Genomic DNA, 19,106 nt, shown 5'->3' with positions numbered 1-19,106 from the left:
AGATATGGACTTTGACACACAAGCAGGACTTATTTATTCAACACTAAGTGATAATGAAAAAGACATGATTCAATATATCAGAAATCATAAATCTGATGTTGTAGGCATGCCTATTAATGAACTTGCGAAGGTTCTGCTTTCGTCAAAGAGTTCTGTATTACGTTTGGCACAGAAGCTAGGCTATACAGGTTATTCAGAATTAAAGTATTCTTTAAAGAAGGATATAGTGAAGAAAGCAGTTGTTCCTACAGATTTGGTTGAAAAATTTAGAAAAGAGATTGATAAAACATTTGAATATGCATCGCAGGTAAACTTTGCAACATTGATTTCCGAAATCCATAAAGCACGACAAGTCATTTTGTATGCGACGGGTTTTACTCAGAACAACTACACAAAACAGTTCTCCAGTGAGCTATTCGTGGCAGGGCGTTCAAATTATATTGTATCTGGTGAAACTAATTTTGAAGTCATCTCACACTCCCTAACTAGTGATGATTTTGTCATTATTATTTCATTGTCAGGTAATACACCAGGTATCAGAACAACAGTAAATGCACTGAATATGAAGAATATACCTATTCTTTCTATAACTGAGCTAGGAAAGAATTTCCTTGTAGAAAATTCAGATTATCATCTTTACTATAATACAACAGAATTTCCTCTTGAGGATGAACATATCATTTCTATGAATGCAGTAGGAATTGTTCTTACTATTCTTGCAAGAAAATATCAAGAATTCGCATTCTTTGATGAGTAAAGTCAGACTTAATGGTCTGGCTTTTTTGCGTGTTATAGACTTTACGAATATATATGTTAAATCAAGGTTGAATCTTATTCCGAAAAATTGAAAATAATTCATTTTTTCGGAATAAGAAGGTATAATATATGTGGGTGAATGAAATGAAACTTTTAGAAAGAAACTATTTAACAAAAATTATTAATGTAATTGGAACTCCTGATATTAAAGTGATTACGGGTATTAGAAGATCTGGAAAATCATGTCTGTTACTACAATTTATGGAATATATAAATCAAACTGATAAAGACGCGAATATTATTTTTGTTGATTTCAATTCTTTAAGTGCAGAGCCGTATTTAGAGTACCATGCATTAAATAATTATATAGAAGGTCAATATAAATCTAACAAGAATAATTATGTATAGATGAAGTTCAAATGTGCAGTGGCTTTGAGGAAGTCATAAATAGTCTACATAGTAGTATGAAATATGATATTTATATTACTGGTTCGAATGCATTTCTATTAAGTAGTGATTTGGCTACTTTATTTACCGGTAGAACGTATGAAATAGAAATATTTCCTTTTTCTTATAAAGAATGTCTAAAATATTATGCTGGGCAGTATTCACTTGATAGATACGTGAGAGAAGGTGGAATGCCTGGAACTTTGCTTTATCGTGAACAAGATGATAAGTATAAATACATACGAGATGTTTTTGAGACGCTTATTATAAGGTACATAACTAATAAATATTCGATGAGAAACAAAGAAGTTATTCATGATTTAGCGTACTTTATGATGGATAACATTAGTTCTTTGACATCAGCTAATAATATATCTAAATCATTAGCAAATGCTAATATTAAAATAACAGATAAGACTATAAAATTGTATATGCAATATTTGAAAGATTCATACTTGTTTTACAAAGTTAGAAGGTATGATATAAAAGGGAAAAAATATTTGGCAACAAATGATAAGTATTACTTGTCTGACCATTCTTTCAGATATGCTATTATAGGAACAAAAAACATGGACTATGGCAGAGTATATGAAAATATCGTTGCGATTGAATTGCTTAGAAGAGGGTATGAAGTTTATGTTGGTAAACTTTATAAAAAAGAAGTTGATTTTGTGGCTATAAAACAAAATGAGAAGATTTATTTTCAAGTAAGTGATGATATTTCGAATCAGAAAACTTTCGATAGAGAAGTTACTTCACTATTAGAAATACAAGATGCATATCCTAAAATCTTATTGGCTAACACACATCATGATGAATATCAGTATGAAGGTGTAAAAATAATTGATATTGAAGAATGGTTAAAATTGTAAATATAAATGATTTGAATGCATATAAGATAATAAATAAATGTTTTACTTTATTCTTGTGAATCCTTCTAGCCTATGAGAGGCTGTAACGGGTAAATAACTAATTATAGTTTCAGAAACAGTAAAAGGCGGATCGAAGTCCTGCTGGTCATGAGTTTGAGGTGGATAAGGTAACTACTGATATAAGGGGCGAATATGCACGTAATAATATAAAACTAATAAATCATCACTGTGAGGGCTGTCCATTCAGATCAAGATGCACTAAATCCAGAATTGGAAGAAGCATAAACTACTGCAAGGAACTTGATGAGTTTCATAAGGAAGTAAGAAAAAATGTCACAAGCGAAGAAGGCAAGAAACTCATGTTCAAGAGAGATAATGAAGCAGAAGGAACTTTTGGTGATCTTAAGGAGAATATGGGTTATGACAGACTCTATAGAAGAGGACATGACAATGTTCAGATGGAGATCTACCTTGTTTCAATGGGACATAATACCAGAAACTGAAGAAGAGAATCAAGGAAACAGAAGAAAACCAGATGAAACAGGTCAAGGAGATGCTCAGATTGTTTATCTGCTGATAAAATTTTTTAGGAAATGGGCAGGTTCTTTTTAAGTGCGTCTGAAATATGAAAAGGTTATTCACCATGCAGTAGTGAATAACCTTTTTGGGTTGAGATATATGAAAAAGAGCTATAACGCTCAAGGTAGTAGTAAATACTATCTATTCGTTACAGCCTCTTTATTCATTTCTTTTACACTTTGTCTTTTACGTATTGTGAATGGCACAATTGAGCGTGTCGCAAACATGGTAGGTGTTTCTATATGTTTAATAAGTTGGACTACTGCTTCCATGCCTAACTGATTTGGGCTTACATCAATAGAAGTCAGTGGTGGTTCTGAGAAACGTGCAAAGATAGAATTATTAAAGCTCACAATAGAAATATCATCAGGTACTTTCTTTCCTACTTCAGTAATTAGTCTCACCATAATGACTGCATAAATATCATCACATACCACAAAGGCACTCGGACAGTCATCACTTCTTAATAATTCAAGTATTTCATTGGGGTTATAGGAATAGCTTGAAGAAAGATTCTTAATATAGTCTTCTTTTATTTCATAGCCTGCTTCTGATAAAGCTTGTATATAGCCAAGACGTCGATCTATAGAATACTGCACATCTTTTTTCTCACCAATATAACCAATCTTTTGATGTCCTTTTTTTAATAAGTATTTCACTGCCTCATAGCCTGCCTGGATATTATCTGTATCTACACTGACTGATGTAATGGAATTCATTGGTGGTTTACCAATCATAATATAAGGAATCATACGTTCTCTTAAATAATCTGTCACAGAAGATTCAATTTTCGTATTTAGGAAGATATATCCTTCACAATTCGCAATTTCCATACTTGTTTTCATCTCTCTCGTATCGGCACCAGTAATAATATGAAGACTATAACGCCCTTTATTACATATATAACTAATACCTCTTACTATTTCTAGATAGAATGGATTCTCATAGACATCTACCATAGAACGTGGAAAGACGACACCAACATCATGTTTCTTAATATGTGATTTATCATATACATAACCGAGTTCATCCATTACTTTACGTACTTTTTCTTTCGTTTCTTCACTAATTGAATAATGATTATTAATTGTACGAGATACAGTAGATGGAGATACCCCTGCTTTTTTCGCAATATCTTTAATTGTGATACTCATTTAAATCACCTCTCTTTTATTATACTCATTATTGTTTGGTTGCGCTATAGTTGTGCAAATATTTGCATAATATATGCGTAAATACCCTGCTTTGTTGCATAATTCCTATTGTGTAAGTGTTTACAATCATTAAAATAGAATTTGTAAGAAAAAGGGAGTAAGACATAACCTTATTAGAAGGAGGAAAGAATATGAGTAAGGGAAAAGTTTTATGTATGCCCCTCAAGGGTAAAGTAGTACCAATTACTGATGTCCCAGATTCTGTATTTTCAGAAAAGATGATGGGAGACGGATGTGCTATCATTCCAGAAGATGGAAAAGTATATGCACCAGACAACTGTGTAGTAAAAATGGTTGCACCTACTAAACATGCAGTTGGTCTTGTGACAGATGATGGTATTGAAATCTTAATTCACTTTGGATTAGATACAGTTCAGTATCAGGGTGAAGGTTTTACTTGGCATGTAAAAGAAGGACAGACAGTTGAAAAAGGAGATTTATTGTTTGAAGGAGATTTAGATTTCTTTAAATCTAAAGGTGTCAATACAATGACTCCATTCGTATTTACTAAAGAAGATGATCTTAAAGGTAAGAAGATTGTCTTAAAGAAAGGTGCTCATAATGTGAAGGATGAGATGCTTGTTCTTGAAGATGTAGCAGCTCCTAAAGCAGCACCTGAAAAGAAGAAGAAAAAAGGAATTAACTTCGACTTCTTACAGAAGTTAGGTAAAGCCTTAATGACAGTTATCGCAGTAATGCCTGCTGCTGGTTTAATGATTTCATTAGGTAAAGTATTCCAGATGTTTGGTGCAGATGTTGCATTTGTTATGACTGTTGGTTCTGTAATGGAACAGATTGGTTGGGCAGTTATCAACAACCTACATATCTTATTCGCAGCTGCCATTGGTGGTAACTGGGCTAAAGATCGTGCTGGAGGTGCATTTGCTGCCGTTATCGCATTTATCTTAATCAATAACATCACAGGTACAATCTTTGGTGTTACAGCCGATATGGTTAATAGTAGTAAAGTCATTTATACACATACATTATTTGGTGCAAAGATTCCAGTTGCCAACTATTTCACAACAGTTCTAGGATCTGCAGCACTTAATATGGGTGTCTTTGTAGGTATTATTGCTGGTTTCGTTGGTGGTATTGTTTACAACAAATACTATAACTTCCGTAAATTACCTGATTGCTTATCATTCTTCAATGGTAAACGTTTCGTTCCATTAATGGTTATTGTTCATTCAGTTGTTATCGCAGTTGTAATGTCAATTGTATGGCCATTTGTTCAGGGTGGTATCAATAGCTTTGGTGTTTGGCTTGCAAACTCTAGTAAAACAGCGCCAATCATTGCCCCATTCTTATATGGTATGTTAGAACGTCTATTATTACCATTTGGTTTACATCATATGTTAACTATTCCAGTTAACTACACTTCATTTGGTGGTACATATACTATCATGACTGGTTTACAGAAGGGTACAAAAGTATTCGGTCAGGATCCATTATGGTTAGCTTGGGTTACAGATTTAATTAACTTAAAGAAAGCTGGAAACATGACAGCTTACACTCACTTATTAACAACAGTTACACCTGCTCGTTTCAAAGTAGGTCAGATGATTGGTGCAACTGGTCTATTAGCTGGTTTCGCTTATGCAATGTATAAGAATGTCGATAAAGATAAACAGCTTAAATATAAATCAATGTTTATTTCTACATTCATTGCAACTTTCTTAACAGGTGTTACTGAACCTCTAGAATTCATGTTTATGTTCGCAGCAGTTCCACTATATGGTGTTTATGCAGTACTTCAAGGTTTAGCTTTCGCAGCAGCTGATATTGTTCATTTAAGAGTTCATTCATTTGGTAATATCGAATTCTTAACTCGTGTTCCTATGGCAGTTCAAGCAGGATTACTTGGTGATGTTATTAATTTCGTTATTGCATGTGTAGTATTCGCAGTAGTTGGTTATTTCGTTGCAAACTTCATGATCAAGAAGTTTAACTTTGCGACACCAGGTAGACTTGGTAACTATGATGATATGGAAAGTGATGAAGCTTCTACAGCACATGAAGGTAGTGCTCAGGTTGAAGCAATCATCAACTTACTTGGTGGTAGAGATAATATTCAGTTAGTTGATGCATGTATGACTCGTTTAAGAGTTACAGTTAATGATGTCAATAAAGTTGCTGATGTTGATGCTTGGAAGAAGGAAGGCGCAAAGGGTCTCCTTAAGAAGGATAACGGTGTTCAGGCAGTTTATGGACCTAAAGCCGATGTTCTTAAGTCAGATATCAATGATGCCTTAGGTAAATAAATATGAAGCTCATGACACTTAACACACATTCACTCAGTGAATGTGATGAAAAGAATAAGCTCCAGACAATTGCGAATTTTATTCTGAATCATGATGTTGATGTCATTTGTTTACAAGAAGTCAATCAAAGTATGACTGCAAAAAGTGTCTCTACCGACAAATCTTATGTCGGTAGAGACATTATTAAAGAAGACAATTATGCACTTGGATTAAGCCAATTACTTGGTGATCAATACTATTGGAACTATATACCAGTTAAAGTAGGTTATGGCAAGTTTGATGAAGGTGTAGCTATCTTCTCTAAGTACCCAATTGTGAATAGTGAAAATACTTTATTGACGCAAACCAATGATTATACGTTCTGGAAGAAACGTAATTCTCTTGGAGTAGAAATAGTAAAAGAAAACACACATTTTTGGGTTTATACAGCCCATTTAGGATGGTGGAATGATAATGAGGAACCTTTCATCAACCAATGGCATAAGCTCAATGTTGTGGCGAATAAAGAAGTCCCTGTTTACTTAGCAGGAGATTTCAATGCACCTGATCTTATTCCAAACCAAAGTTATGAGACTATTAAAGAAGATGGGTGGTTTGATACACGTGACGAGGCTGATGATGTCCAAGGTCGTTTTACTGCTCAGGGTAAAATAGACGGATGGGATGAAGCAGTAGATGGTATGCGTATTGATTATATCTGGTGTAATAAAAAAGAACATGTAAAAAGCCATCATGTTGTATTTGATGGTACACATGAAGATGTAGTTTCTGATCATTTTGGATTATTTATGGAGGATAGTTTATGAGAAAAAGTGGTGTGTTATTATCCGTATCATCTTTACCTAGTAAGTATGGTATTGGTTGTTTTGATGAAGCTGCTTATAAGTTTGTAGATGATCTCGTAGAAGCTAAACAAACATATTGGCAGATTCTCCCTTTAGGTATTACTGGTTATGGTGATTCACCTTATCAGTCATTCTCTACTTTTGCAGGTAACCCATATTTTATTTCTTTAGATGAGTTTGTGAAATGTGGTTATTTAAAGGAAGAAGATTTACCAGAGGCAGATATAAACAGTGATTATGTTGATTATTCTTATCTTTATGAAAATAGATATGCATTATTAAAGAAAGCTTATGAGAATTCACATATTACTGATAATGAAGATTTTAAAGCTTACTGTAAGGACAATGCATGGTGGCTAGAAGATTATGCATTATTTATGGCAATAAAAGCATCTTATGATAATCAAAGCTGGGAAAATTGGCCTTTAGAATTACGTTTAAGAAATGATGCGTTTCTTACTGAAAAACGTAACGAACTAAGTGATGACATTAATTACCATAAGTTCTTACAGTACTATGTATGGAAACAATGGTATGCATTAAAGGATTATGCGAATAGTAAAGGGATAGAAATCATTGGTGATATTCCTATCTATGTCGCATATGATTCATCTGATGTATGGGGACAGCCAGAATTATTCCAGCTAGATCATGAAGTAAAACCAACTGCAGTTGCAGGTGTACCACCTGATGGTTTCTCTGCTGATGGACAGCTTTGGGGTAATCCACTTTATGATTGGAAGAAACATAAAGAAACAGGTTATGCATGGTGGATTCAGAGAATTGCATATTGTAAGAAAGCTTACGATGTTGTACGTATTGACCATTTTAGAGGTTTTGATGAATATTTCTCAATTCCTTATGGTGATACAACTGCAAGAAATGGACATTGGGAAAAAGGTCCAGGCTATGACTTATTTAAGACAGTTGAAGAGTCTTTAGGAAAACTCAATGTAATTGCAGAAGACTTAGGTTATTTGACTGATACAGTTAAACAGATGGTCGCTGATTGTGGTTATCCAGGTATGAAGGTCTTTGAATTCGCATTTGATTCACGTGATTCTTCTGGTACAAGCAACTACCTCCCTCATAACTATACAGAAAATTCAGTTGTTTATACTGGAACTCATGACAATGAAACAATGTTCGGATGGCTTAAGAATATTCTGCCTGAAGAAAGACAGATGTTGAAGGACTATCTACACTATGATGGTGATGATGACACTGTATTAGTGGATATGAGTATTGATTGTATTATGGCAAGTGTAAGTGATAAGTGCATTGTACCAATGCAGGATTACTTAAAACTTGATAATACAGCACGTATGAATAAACCTAATACTTTAGGTAATAACTGGATGTGGCGTTTAGATAAGAATGCCTTTAATGATTCATTAAAGGAACGAATGCGTAACATTACAGTAAAAACAAACCGTATTTAAAGGAGATTTTAAGAATGGATGTTAAGACGTTAATTAATACAAGAGTTCAGGAGTTATTTAATTTATCATTAAAAGATTGTTCTAATGAACAAGCTTATATCGCATTATTAAGTGTTGTAAAAGACTTGCTTGATGATAAAAAGACAATTGAAGGTGATCGTAAGGTTTATTATTTCTCTGCTGAATTCTTAATTGGTAAACTCATGAGTAATAACTTAATCAACTTAGGTATTCGTAAGGAAGTAAAGGAATTATTCAAAGAAAACGGAAAGAGTTTAGAAGAAATTGAAGAAATAGAAGCTGAACCTTCACTCGGTAATGGTGGGTTAGGTCGATTAGCTGCTTGTTTCTTAGATTCAATCGCAACTTTAGACCTATCTGGTGATGGTGTTGGTCTTAATTATCATTTAGGTTTATTCAAACAGGTATTTGAATACAACAAACAGTGCGAAACACCAAACCCTTGGATTAATGATCACTCTTGGCTCATTCCTACAAACAAACATTATACTGTAGAATTTAAGGACTTTTCTTTAAAGTCTCAATTATATGATTTAGACGTATTAGGCTATAAAGGAAATAAGAATAAATTACACTTATTTGATATTGCATCTGTTGATGAATCAATGGTACATGATGGTATTTCATTTGATAAATCAAATATTGTGCGTAACTTAACTTTATTCCTCTATCCAGATGATAGTGATGAAGCAGGTCGTAAATTACGTATTTACCAGCAGTATTTCATGGTATCTAATGGGGCACAGATGATTCTTGAAGATATCAAGAGTAAAGGAATCAGCTTTACTGATTTAGATAAGCATGTATGTATCCAGATCAATGATACACATCCATCAATGGTTATTCCTGAATTGATTCGTCTTCTTATGAAAGAAGGACTTACAATGAAGCAGGCTATTGATATTACATCTAAAACATGTGCTTATACAAACCATACTATTCTTGCAGAAGCACTTGAAAAATGGCCATTGTCTTATCTAGAAGAAATCGTGCCTCAATTAGTACCTATTATTGAAGCATTAGATGCTGTTGCGAAAGAAAGATCTACAAATGAAAAAGTCGCAATCATTGATAATAATAAATTAGTTCATATGGCACATATGGATATCCACTTTGGTTTCTCTATCAATGGTGTGGCTTCTATTCATACAGATATTTTAAAGAATACTGAATTACATGACTTCTATGAACTTTACCCAACACATTTCAACAACAAAACAAACGGTATTACATTTAGAAGATGGTTATTATCATGTAATGAAGAATTAACTGATTTGATTGATAGCTTAATTGGTGAAGGCTACAAACAAGATGCAAGTGAATTAGAGAAATTACAGAAATATTTAGATGATGAAGTAGTTCTTAATAAACTACTTACAATCAAACAGGAAAAGAAAAAACAGCTTGCGAACGTAATCAAAGAAAAAGAAGGTATTGAGTTAGATCCTTCCTCTATCTTCGATGTTCAGGTTAAGAGATTACATGAATATAAACGTCAGCAGATGAATGTGTTATATATCATCTACCAGTACTTACAGATTAAAGTCGGTCATAAGCCTGCACATACTATTACATGTATCTTTGGCGCAAAAGCAGCTCCTGCTTATATCCTCGCAAAAGATATCGTCCATACACTCCTTTGTCTGCAGCAGCTTATTGACAATGATCCAGAAGTATCTCCTTACTTAAAAGTAGTCATGGTAGAAAACTATAATGTCACTTATGCAGAATCTATTATTCCTGCTGCTGATTTCTCTGAACAGATTTCCCTTGCTTCAAAAGAAGCATCTGGTACATCTAATATGAAATTCATGTTGAACGGTGCAGTCACATTAGGTACTGACGATGGTGCCAATGTCGAAATACATGAATTTGTAGGTGACGATAATATTTATATCTTTGGCGCAAAAGCTGATACAGTTATTGACCATTATGCGAAAGGTGATTATCATCCTCAGGATATCTTAAATAATGATCCTGAATTAAGAACACTTGTTGATTTTATTGTCAGTGATGAAATGAAATCAGTCGGTGATGTGGAATTACTTGAAAGATTACATAATGATATGTCATACAAGGATTGGTTTATGGCCTTACTTGATGCAAGAGACTATATTGAGACTAAAGTACGTGCTATCAACGATTATAAAGATAGAAAAGCATGGGCTAAGAAGATGTTAGTTAATATCTCTAAAGCTGGTTTCTTCTCTAGTGATAGAACTATTGCACAGTATAATGAAGATATCTGGAAATTAAAATAATCTCCTCAATCAGGGTTCTTAATGAACTCTGATTTTTTTGTTGATTTTATTTCATATATACTTTATTTTATTTACGAGGTGTAGAAAATGAAAAGAAATTATCCAAGTATTATTATTACTCCTGAAGGAGAAAAATGGCTCGATAAAGGGCAGATGTGGATGTATAAGAATAATCTAGGTAGTCTAGATGATTCTATTGAGAATGGTTCTTTAGTAGATATTATGACGACTCAAGGACGTTATTTAGGTACAGGTTTTCTTTCTAAAGAAAGTCATATTACAGTACGTATCTTAACTAAAAATCAAAATGAAGTGATTGATAGAGAATTCTTTAAAAAGAAAATTCAGTTTGCCTATGATTTTAGAAAGACAGTAGAAAAAGATAACTTAACTAATTGTCGTCTTGTATTTGGTGAAGCTGATGGCTTACCAGGCTTAACTGCAGACCGTTATAATGAAATCATTGTGACTCAGATTACATCTTATGGTTTAGATTTAATCAAGGATATGATTTATGAATTATTATTAGAAGTATTAAAAGAAGATGGTCAGAATGTATCTGCCATCTATGAAAGAAATGATGTTAAAGTACGTGCGAAGGAAGGTTTAGAACTCTATAAAGGATTCTGGAAACCAAGCACATTACCTACTACAACAGTTATTAATGAAAATGGTTTGAAACTTAATGTAGATGTAGAAAATGGTCAGAAGACTGGTTACTTCTTAGATCAGAAATCTAATAGAGTATTACTTAGAAACATGTCTGCAGGTAAGACAGTATTAGACTGTTTTAGTCATACAGGTGGTTTCGCATTAAATGCAGCTTTTGGAGGGGCTAAATATGTCACTGCTGTAGATGTTTCTCAGACAGCTTTAGATCAAGGTCTTGCGAATGCAAAGATGAACCACTTAGAAGAAAGAATGTCTTTTGTACAGGATGATGTCTTTGATTACTTAGATAAATGTCACCAGGGACAGTATGATATTATTGTCTTAGATCCACCTGCATTTACTAAATCAAGAAGAACTGTCAACCATGCTTATACTGGCTATAAAAATATTAATATGAAAGCTATGAAGCTTTTAAGACAGGGTGGATATTTAATTACATGCAGCTGTTCACGTTTTATGGAAACTGCACTCTTTGAACAGATGTTAAGAGAATCCGCAAAAGAATGTGGAGTGACTCTAAAACAAGTATCAGTGACTCAACAGAATGCCGATCATCCAATTCTTTGGACTATGGAAGAAACATCTTACTTAAAATTCTATATCTTCCAGATTATTTAGAAGTCTTCGGACTTCTTTTTTAATGCTTCATAAAATTTATTTTTATATTTATAGCTTAGCTTAAATATCTCTAGATTAAGATAGATATCTAATTGATTAATTTTAGTAATATAACGTGTATTTACACATGTATTCTTATTAATTTGTACAATCTGTTTAGAACCAATCTCTTTTAATATCACCTTTAAAGGTTTATAGAGATGATAGTTCTTTTCTTTTGTATATATTGTAGTGAGATGTTCATGTGTATGTATGTAGATAATATGATTAATAGGAATAGAAATATCCTGGTAATTATACTTGAAATGATAATAATCACGAGAATGAAAGAATGTGCATAATATGAAAGGAATATCTTTTTCTAGACTATTTTCAAATATATAGTAAAAAGGCTGATAGATGACAGTTTCAGGACCTAATGGGTGATTGGTAACTATCACAATAAAAGCCTTTTTATTTATATTTCTTATTCTTGGTATATCTTCAAGTGTATCAGTAAAACACAAATCTGCAGGAATAAGAGTGTTAGATATTGTATAAGGATGATGTAGATGATAATCAAGTATATTGGTTATTGTTTCTGTTATATGAGAATTTGAATGTACTATAGAAATAATCATGAGATCCCACCACCTATTAAATAAAAAAAGGACTACTAATAGTCCTTGAGCGTGTAAACACACTGTTATAGCTTCCGTGAACACAATACATGAATAACTCACTATATGACATAACATGTATCATGAAACGAAAAATAATGTCATGAAAGATAGTAAAATGAGAATTTTACGCTCATGAGCGCCATACGCTCATATTTATTTCTATGCTTAAGGCATAGAGGTAAATAGATATGTCAATGGGAGAAAGATTAAGAGAAGCAAGAAATAAAATAGGATATTCACAGGAAGAAGTGGCAAGACGTATTGATTTAGATCGTACAACTATAGGAAAGTATGAAAATGATGCATGTGTACCATCTTCAACTACTCTTGCAAGACTAGTAGAAATCTATTGTACAGATGCGAATTATATTTTATATGGTAAAGAGATGAAGGTGATGAATATATCGCGTGTACCAAAGAACTGTATGAGAGATATCTATATGTTGCTTTCAGAATATCTTATAGAAGATTATGCACATAATGAAAACATCCACGAGTAGTGGATGTTTTTAAATCTGTGGTTTGATTAATACTCTTCCTGTACCACGATAAACATTAACTAAACCTTCACCACTCATAGCTGAACCAATGAGTGTTTTACCGCTTCTTTCTACTGTAAAGTCAAGGTTTTCACTCCAAGCAATGGCGAATGAACCGTCAATCTTTAACGTATCGTTATGTAAATCTATTGTAATAAGTTCTTCTTGTGGTACATCACATTCTAAGACTACTTTACCAGAACCCTTAAGACATAGATTAAATAATCCTTCTTCACCAATAGTTTGTCCTGATACACTTTTAATCATAGATGAACTTAAGCTGACTTTGGTTTCAGATGCACAATATAAACCATCCTCTACACACATCGCTCCATTCCAATCATCTAGATCTTCAATAATATAATGTTTATAACTTGGTTCTGTGACTATTACACCTGTACCAACATATTGTGGCTTAATAGTGGATTCACCAGTGACCTGTGCATTAAAGAACTTTTTAATTGTATCTCCAATACCCTTTAAACCTGTTGTCTGATGTACATTACCCACATACCATTGCATTCCCCCTGGCTGTATATTGACACTTTCATCATTTAAAGTAATCATTAGTTGTCTTTTCTTTACATTCATCTGACTCATATAGAACTTAGTTTGTGCATCCTCTGCAGTACAGCTTAAATCCTTATCATATTGAATGACTTTAAAAATCCCTTTACGACTTACTACAGAAACATTACTATTATCTTCAAAATTAAAAATTTGGAATCCCATAAAAAAACCTCCTTGACACTATTATATACGAAAAAAAGGTCTTATGACCTTTTTAAATCTTAATAATACCATCTACAGCTTTTTTCTTTAATTCTTCAATAATAGAGACTCCTGCACTCGTACCAATACGTGTTGCTCCATTTTGAATCATTTTAATAAAAGTATTTGCATCTCTAATACCACCTGCAGCTTTTACTTCTACATCATCACCCACATATTTCTTCATTAATGCGACATCTTCAAATGTTGCACCACCTGTTCCAAAACCAGTAGAAGTTTTAATAAAATCAGGTTTAACTTCTTTCGCAATTTCACATAGCATAATTTTTTCTTCATCAGTAAGATAACAGTTTTCAAAGATTACTTTACAAGGAATATTGTGAGCATGACATGCAGCTACAATCTGTGTCATTTCATCTTTAATATAATCCCAGTTCTTATTCTTAACTTCTGTTTGATTAATCACATAATCAATCTCAGTTGCGCCTTCTTCAATCGCATTATTTGTATCAAATACCTTTGAGGCAATAGTAGTTTGTCCTAAAGGAAATGAGATGGCAGCTCCTACATGAATATCAGTACCCTTTAGTAGTTCTGCACATAAATGAGACTGTACCTGATTGATGGCAACCATTTTAAAATGATAATCCTTAGCCTCATTACATAGTTTTTCCATATCTTTACTAGAAGCATCAGTATGAAGATTAGTATGATCAATCATCTGTGCTAAATCATCAATAGTATATTCTTTCATAATCATCTCTCCTTTACATATATGCTAACATTATAACTTTATTATGTCAACATTATGTAAATATATCACTTGTGTTTTTTGTGTGATAAAATAGTATATATAGAGAGGAGGGACTCTTATGAGCGCTTTATATTTAGATGTAAAGAAAGACTTATTAGATAAAATTACATCGGGTGAATATTCAGAAGGAACTATTATTCCTACAGAACATGAACTTTCTGATTTATACAATGTGAGTCGTCCAACGATTAGAAAAGCTGTGCAAATCTTAGTAGATGCAGGTTATTTAGAAAAGAAAAAGAAACGTGGTACGATTGTATGTGCACCTAAAGTAATTCAAGATTTTACTCAATCAATATCAAGCTTTGATACACAGATGAAAAGACATGGTGTTGTATCTAAAACACAGGTGATTACATTTAAAATGGAAGAAGCATCTAAAGAGATTGCGAAATCTTTACAGATTCATGAAAAAGATTTAGTCTATAAGCTTGTTCGTTTACGTTATACAGATTATAATCCAAATGTCTTTATTACAACCTATATTCCTGTTTCTTTATTTCCGGGTTTACTCGATACTGACTTTACGCATATTAGGCTCTATGATGTTTTTGAGAAACAGGGGCATAGTATTAATACAATTGATCGTACATTAGAAATAGCTCTCGCAGATGATACTATTGCGGATATGTTAGATATAGATGAGGGAGACTCACTATTCTATTTCCGCTCTATTGGTTATGATACACAAAAGAATCCAATAGAATATTCTATTGCCCGTTATAGAGGAGATATTAATACGTTCACATTACATCTTAATCAGCACAAAGGAGATTAATATGACATATCGTTTAAAATACCATGTATGTCCTGAACATGGCTGGATCAATGATCCAAATGGTTTTTCTTATTTTCAGGGATATTATCACTTATTCTATCAATACTACCCAGATGAACCTATATGGGGACCTATGCATTGGGGCCATGTAAGAAGTAAGGATTTAGTTCACTGGGAGAACTTACCTATTGCCTTAATTCCAGGAGATAAAGAAGATCTTCATGGTTGTTTTTCAGGAAGTGCAGTAGAATACAACAATCGTTTATATTTGATTTATACAGGTAATATATATGATGATCCTGAACATATTACATTCCATCAGAATGTGAATATTGCCTGGAGTGAAGATGGTATTCATTTTTATAAATATGAAAATAATCCAGTGATTAGTGAACCACCTGTAGATAATACATATCATTTCCGTGATCCTAAAGTATGGCGAGAAGATGATCATTTTAAGATGATTATTGGTGGTCAGAAGGAAGATGGAAGAGGACATGTACTCATTTATCAATCAGATGATTTAATCAATTGGGATTATTTAGGTGAATATGGTCATGCTTCTACCATTGATCATGAAGGGAAGATGTGGGAATGTCCTGATTTATTTAGACTTAATGGAGTGAATGTATTACTTATGTCACCACAAGGTATTAAAGAAGATGGTGAAAAATACAGAAACTACCATCAAACAGGCTATAAGATCAAAGATACATTTATTGAATTAGATCATGGTCATGACTTCTATGCAGCGACTACAATGCTTGCACCAGATGGTAGACGTATACTCATGGCTTGGATGGATATGTGGCATAGTGAATTCCCTGAAAAAGAAGAAGGGTGGTCTGGGGCTATGACCTTCCCTAGAGAACTTACTATTCATGATAATCATCTCTATATGATGCCGGTAGAAGAACTTGCATTATTAAGATATGAATCTAAAAAAGTAGAAGTCACAGACTATCTACTTCCTTCTAGACAAGTAGAAATAGATTTAGATATTTGTGATGGTTTATCTCTCAATCTAAGTAATCTCTATACACTTACAGTAAATAATCATAAAGTAACTGTAATGAATCAGACAGAACGTGTAGGGACTATTAAAGAATATCAGTCTATGAAGCTATTGATTGATTCTAGTAGTGTAGAAGTATTTATAAATGGTGGGGAACTTGTCTTTACAGATAGAGTTTATTTTAAAGACACACCAGTGCTTTCACTTAATAAAAAGATGACTTGTAGAATCACAACATTAAGCGAATGATATTTCCAAGGGGGAAAAATATATATGAAAAAAATAGAATTTAAGTCTATGTTGGTGTCTATTATTCTTGTATTACTAATTTATTATTTTTATACACCAGCATTAAATATTCATGCGATAGAATTCTGGATATTTATTATTGTCGCATTATGTATTTATGGTGCTTCCACTTCTTATAGCACATTACTTAGTAAGAAATTTAAGCCTGAAAAGGTAGGTTATTTAGGTGCTGCAGTGGCATTGATTGTGGCAGGTGTTTTAGTGACTGATTTATTCACAAGTAAGATTTTCCACGCATCACGTTATGCAAGTCGTATAGAAGTAGAAAATGTAAAGTTTAATAATAAGACATTACATGAAGTAGACTTCTCTAAGACACCTATTATTGACCGTAAGAGTACTGTAAAGCTTGGAGACAAGGTCATGGGTGAGATTCCAGAATATGTGTCTCAGTTTGAAGTAAGTGATGATTATACACAGATTTCTTATAAGAATAGTGTTTATCGTGTCACTCCACTTGAATATGCAAGTTTCTTTAAATATCTTACTAATAGTAAGAATGGTATTCCTGCTTATATTACAGTGAATTCTACTAATGGTAAGGCAGAAATCGTTAAGTTAAAGGATTTAGGTTTAAATGGTATGAAATATGTACCTTCTGCCATTCTTAATCATAATTTAAATCGTAAACTACAATTATCTTACCCTACATCCATCTTTGGTTCTCCTTCATTTGAAGTAGATGAAAAAGGACATCCATGGTATGTATGTACAACATATACTTACTTTGGTGTAAGCAATAAGAAGAAGGTCACTGGTGCTGTCCTCTTTGATCCAATTACTGGTAAATCTAAGAAATATGATAAAGACAAAGTACCGAAATGGGTGGATCGTGTATATCCAGAAGAACTCATTATGACTGAAATAGATGAAAACGGAAGCTTACAGGATGGATTCTTTAACTCTGTCTTAGGACAGAAGAATGTCACTGTCACATCTAAAGGTTATAACTATTTAGAAAAAGATGGCGATATCTGGATCTATAGTGGTATTACTTCTGCAAATAAAGATTCATCTAACTTAGGCTTTGTATTATCTAACTTACGTACTCATCAAACTTTACGTTTCTCTTGTTCTGGGGCGAATGAAAAAGCTGCAATGAAATCTGCAGAAGGTGAAGTCAAGAACTATGGTTATGATGCCACATTCCCATTGTTAGTCAATGTAGGTGGTCACCCTGTTTATTTGATTTCACTTAAAGATAGTGGAGGACTTATTAAACAGTATGCGATGGTAGATGCGAAAGACTATCAGAAGGTCTCTGTTTATTCTGCAGATTCAGTTAAGAATCTAGAACTCCTTAAGAAGAGTTTCCTTTCTTCTCAAACAATTACAGAAGAGTCTGATGCAGAAACTAAGAAGAAGGATATCACAATCGCAAATGTACAAATTCTTAATGTAGATGGCAAATCTAAGCTATTTATCGTAGATGCAGAAGGTAAGAAATACAAAGCAGTCATTACATCAGAAAATGAAAACACACTGGCTTTCTTAAAAGCAGGTGAAACAATTCATATTCGTTATATTGAAATGAATGATGTAAATGTGATTAAGAGTGTAGGTGAATAAAATGAAAAGAATAATGAAGATTTTTACAGTTACTTTAGTATGTTTATCATTATGTGGATGTTCTTATTTCAAATCTAAGCTCAATGACATTAAAGGTAGTTTGATTGGGAATGGTTATACAATTGATACATATGATAATTATGGGAATAAAGTATTTGAAACAAAAGGTCAGAAGATCAAAATCACTGGTAATAAAGTAAAAGAATCATCATATAATTCTGATGGCAGTGTAAAAGAAACATATAGTCTTTCTTCAGTTGTTACTATCACAATTGATGGGAATGAAATAGAAAGCTGTGGAGATACATGTATCTTTGAACAGAAGGGATTAGATGCAGAAGTAGACTTTACTAAGAAGCATATCAATAGTACTGCAGACGGAATCACAGCCAATACAGCTATCGCAAATTACTTAAATAAGTATAAGAACTTGTTTGGTAAAAGAAGAGTTGTAGTCGTTAAGTCTCAATTAGGTCAGCCTATTAAGGCATATCAGGGTGATGATGTATATTGGGAAATTCCTGAAAACCTTCCTAAGATGACTAAACTCATGATTGATGGTAAAGCACTTTATATTCATCGTGCAAACTTCCAGATTATTGATTCAGATTGTTTAACAGGGTAATTTAAAATAACTAGGGGTTTCCTAAATTTTAATTATTACGCAGTAAGGGGTGAATCTCACCCCTTATTTCTT

16 protein-coding genes and 2 pseudogenes are annotated in these 19,106 nt (G+C 33.0%); 14 read left to right on the top strand and 4 right to left on the bottom strand.

The genetic code is table 11. From position 1 onward, the window contains the following. Positions 1-4 precede the first annotated feature (4 nt). The 4 genes and pseudogenes from EAI80_RS05785 to EAI80_RS05775 form a co-directional block, all read left to right on the top strand. A complete protein-coding gene (locus EAI80_RS05785; RefSeq protein WP_129981294.1) occupies positions 5-757 on the top strand; it encodes a MurR/RpiR family transcriptional regulator in 753 nt (250 codons plus the stop codon). Between the two features lie 128 nt (positions 758-885). Then, positions 886-1,283 (top strand): annotated as a pseudogene (locus EAI80_RS13795) (AAA family ATPase); the annotation flags it as partial. Positions 1,284-1,394: 111 nt separating this feature from the next. Beyond that, positions 1,395-2,075 (top strand): DUF4143 domain-containing protein, encoded by a 681-nt coding sequence (locus EAI80_RS13790; RefSeq protein ID WP_342771508.1) that lies wholly within the window; start codon positions 1,395-1,397, stop codon positions 2,073-2,075. Positions 2,076-2,224: 149 nt separating this feature from the next. Further along, positions 2,225-2,578, top strand: a pseudogene (locus EAI80_RS05775) (transposase); the annotation flags it as partial. 213 nt (positions 2,579-2,791) lie between these two features. Here the strand turns inward: EAI80_RS05775 and EAI80_RS05770 are convergent. After that, positions 2,792-3,808: a LacI family DNA-binding transcriptional regulator gene (locus tag EAI80_RS05770; RefSeq protein WP_129981292.1), complete on the bottom strand. Its 1,017-nt coding sequence runs from the start codon at positions 3,806-3,808 to the stop codon at positions 2,792-2,794. A gap of 191 nt (positions 3,809-3,999) precedes the next feature. Between EAI80_RS05770 and EAI80_RS05765 the strand changes: the two genes are divergently transcribed. The 5 genes from EAI80_RS05765 (at position 4,000) to EAI80_RS05745 (ending at position 11,991) form a co-directional block, all read left to right on the top strand. Continuing rightward, complete coding sequence (locus EAI80_RS05765; protein WP_129981291.1) at positions 4,000-6,132, top strand: PTS transporter subunit IIBC; 2,133 nt, start codon at positions 4,000-4,002, stop codon at positions 6,130-6,132. Between the two features lie 2 nt (positions 6,133-6,134). Continuing rightward, on the top strand, positions 6,135-6,938 hold the full coding sequence (locus EAI80_RS05760) for an endonuclease/exonuclease/phosphatase family protein (protein ID WP_129981290.1): 804 nt from the start codon (positions 6,135-6,137) through the stop codon (positions 6,936-6,938). Beyond that, positions 6,935-8,419 carry a 4-alpha-glucanotransferase gene (gene malQ, locus EAI80_RS05755; RefSeq protein ID WP_129981289.1) on the top strand — a complete coding sequence of 495 codons (1,485 nt, stop codon included), beginning with the start codon at positions 6,935-6,937 and terminating at the stop codon, positions 8,417-8,419. The genes EAI80_RS05760 and malQ overlap by 4 nt, the downstream gene beginning before the upstream one ends. Before the next feature lie 14 nt (positions 8,420-8,433). Beyond that, positions 8,434-10,701: a glycogen/starch/alpha-glucan phosphorylase gene (locus EAI80_RS05750; RefSeq protein ID WP_129981288.1), complete on the top strand. Its 2,268-nt coding sequence runs from the start codon at positions 8,434-8,436 to the stop codon at positions 10,699-10,701. A gap of 87 nt (positions 10,702-10,788) precedes the next feature. Then, entirely contained in the window at positions 10,789-11,991 is a 1,203-nt protein-coding gene (locus EAI80_RS05745; protein ID WP_129981287.1) for a class I SAM-dependent rRNA methyltransferase, read from the top strand. Here EAI80_RS05745 and EAI80_RS05740 read toward each other — a convergent pair. Next, entirely contained in the window at positions 11,988-12,611 is a 624-nt protein-coding gene (locus EAI80_RS05740; protein WP_161220291.1) for a LytTR family DNA-binding domain-containing protein, read from the bottom strand. The two genes, EAI80_RS05745 and EAI80_RS05740, sit on opposite strands and share 4 nt — an antisense overlap. A 230-nt stretch (positions 12,612-12,841) precedes the next feature. Between EAI80_RS05740 and EAI80_RS05735 the strand changes: the two genes are divergently transcribed. Beyond that, the gene (locus tag EAI80_RS05735; protein WP_117459570.1) at positions 12,842-13,153 is read left to right on the top strand and encodes a helix-turn-helix transcriptional regulator; all 312 of its coding nucleotides are present in this window, start codon (positions 12,842-12,844) and stop codon (positions 13,151-13,153) included. A gap of 9 nt (positions 13,154-13,162) precedes the next feature. Here the strand turns inward: EAI80_RS05735 and EAI80_RS05730 are convergent, their stop codons facing one another. Together EAI80_RS05730 and deoC are read right to left on the bottom strand one after the other, a co-directional pair. After that, entirely contained in the window at positions 13,163-13,924 is a 762-nt protein-coding gene (locus EAI80_RS05730) for an AIM24 family protein (RefSeq protein WP_129981285.1), read from the bottom strand. Between the two features lie 52 nt (positions 13,925-13,976). After that, on the bottom strand, positions 13,977-14,678 hold the full coding sequence (gene deoC / locus EAI80_RS05725) for a deoxyribose-phosphate aldolase (protein ID WP_129981284.1): 702 nt from the start codon (positions 14,676-14,678) through the stop codon (positions 13,977-13,979). A gap of 118 nt (positions 14,679-14,796) precedes the next feature. Between deoC and EAI80_RS05720 the strand changes: the two genes are divergently transcribed. The 4 genes from EAI80_RS05720 to EAI80_RS05705 are packed head-to-tail and all read left to right on the top strand — an operon-like array spanning position 14,797 to position 19,034. After that, positions 14,797-15,516, top strand: coding sequence for a GntR family transcriptional regulator (locus EAI80_RS05720; RefSeq protein ID WP_129981283.1), 720 nt, complete (start codon positions 14,797-14,799; stop codon positions 15,514-15,516). A 1-nt stretch (position 15,517) separates the two neighbouring features. Further along, a complete protein-coding gene (locus EAI80_RS05715) occupies positions 15,518-16,780 on the top strand; it encodes a sucrose-6-phosphate hydrolase (protein WP_129981282.1) in 1,263 nt (420 codons plus the stop codon). A gap of 24 nt (positions 16,781-16,804) precedes the next feature. After that, a complete protein-coding gene (locus EAI80_RS05710) occupies positions 16,805-18,409 on the top strand; it encodes a hypothetical protein (protein ID WP_129981281.1) in 1,605 nt (534 codons plus the stop codon). 1 nt (position 18,410) lies between these two features. Beyond that, complete coding sequence (locus tag EAI80_RS05705; protein WP_129981280.1) at positions 18,411-19,034, top strand: DUF5052 family protein; 624 nt, start codon at positions 18,411-18,413, stop codon at positions 19,032-19,034. The last annotated feature ends 72 nt before the right edge of the window (positions 19,035-19,106 follow it).

This window comes from Catenibacterium sp. co_0103, from assembly GCF_004168205.1.
GTDB classification, from domain to species: domain Bacteria; phylum Bacillota_I; class Bacilli_A; order Erysipelotrichales; family Coprobacillaceae; genus Catenibacterium; species Catenibacterium mitsuoka_A.
The sequence above is the reverse complement of the archived record's forward strand: the minus strand, read 5'-3'. Positions and strand labels throughout refer to the sequence as shown.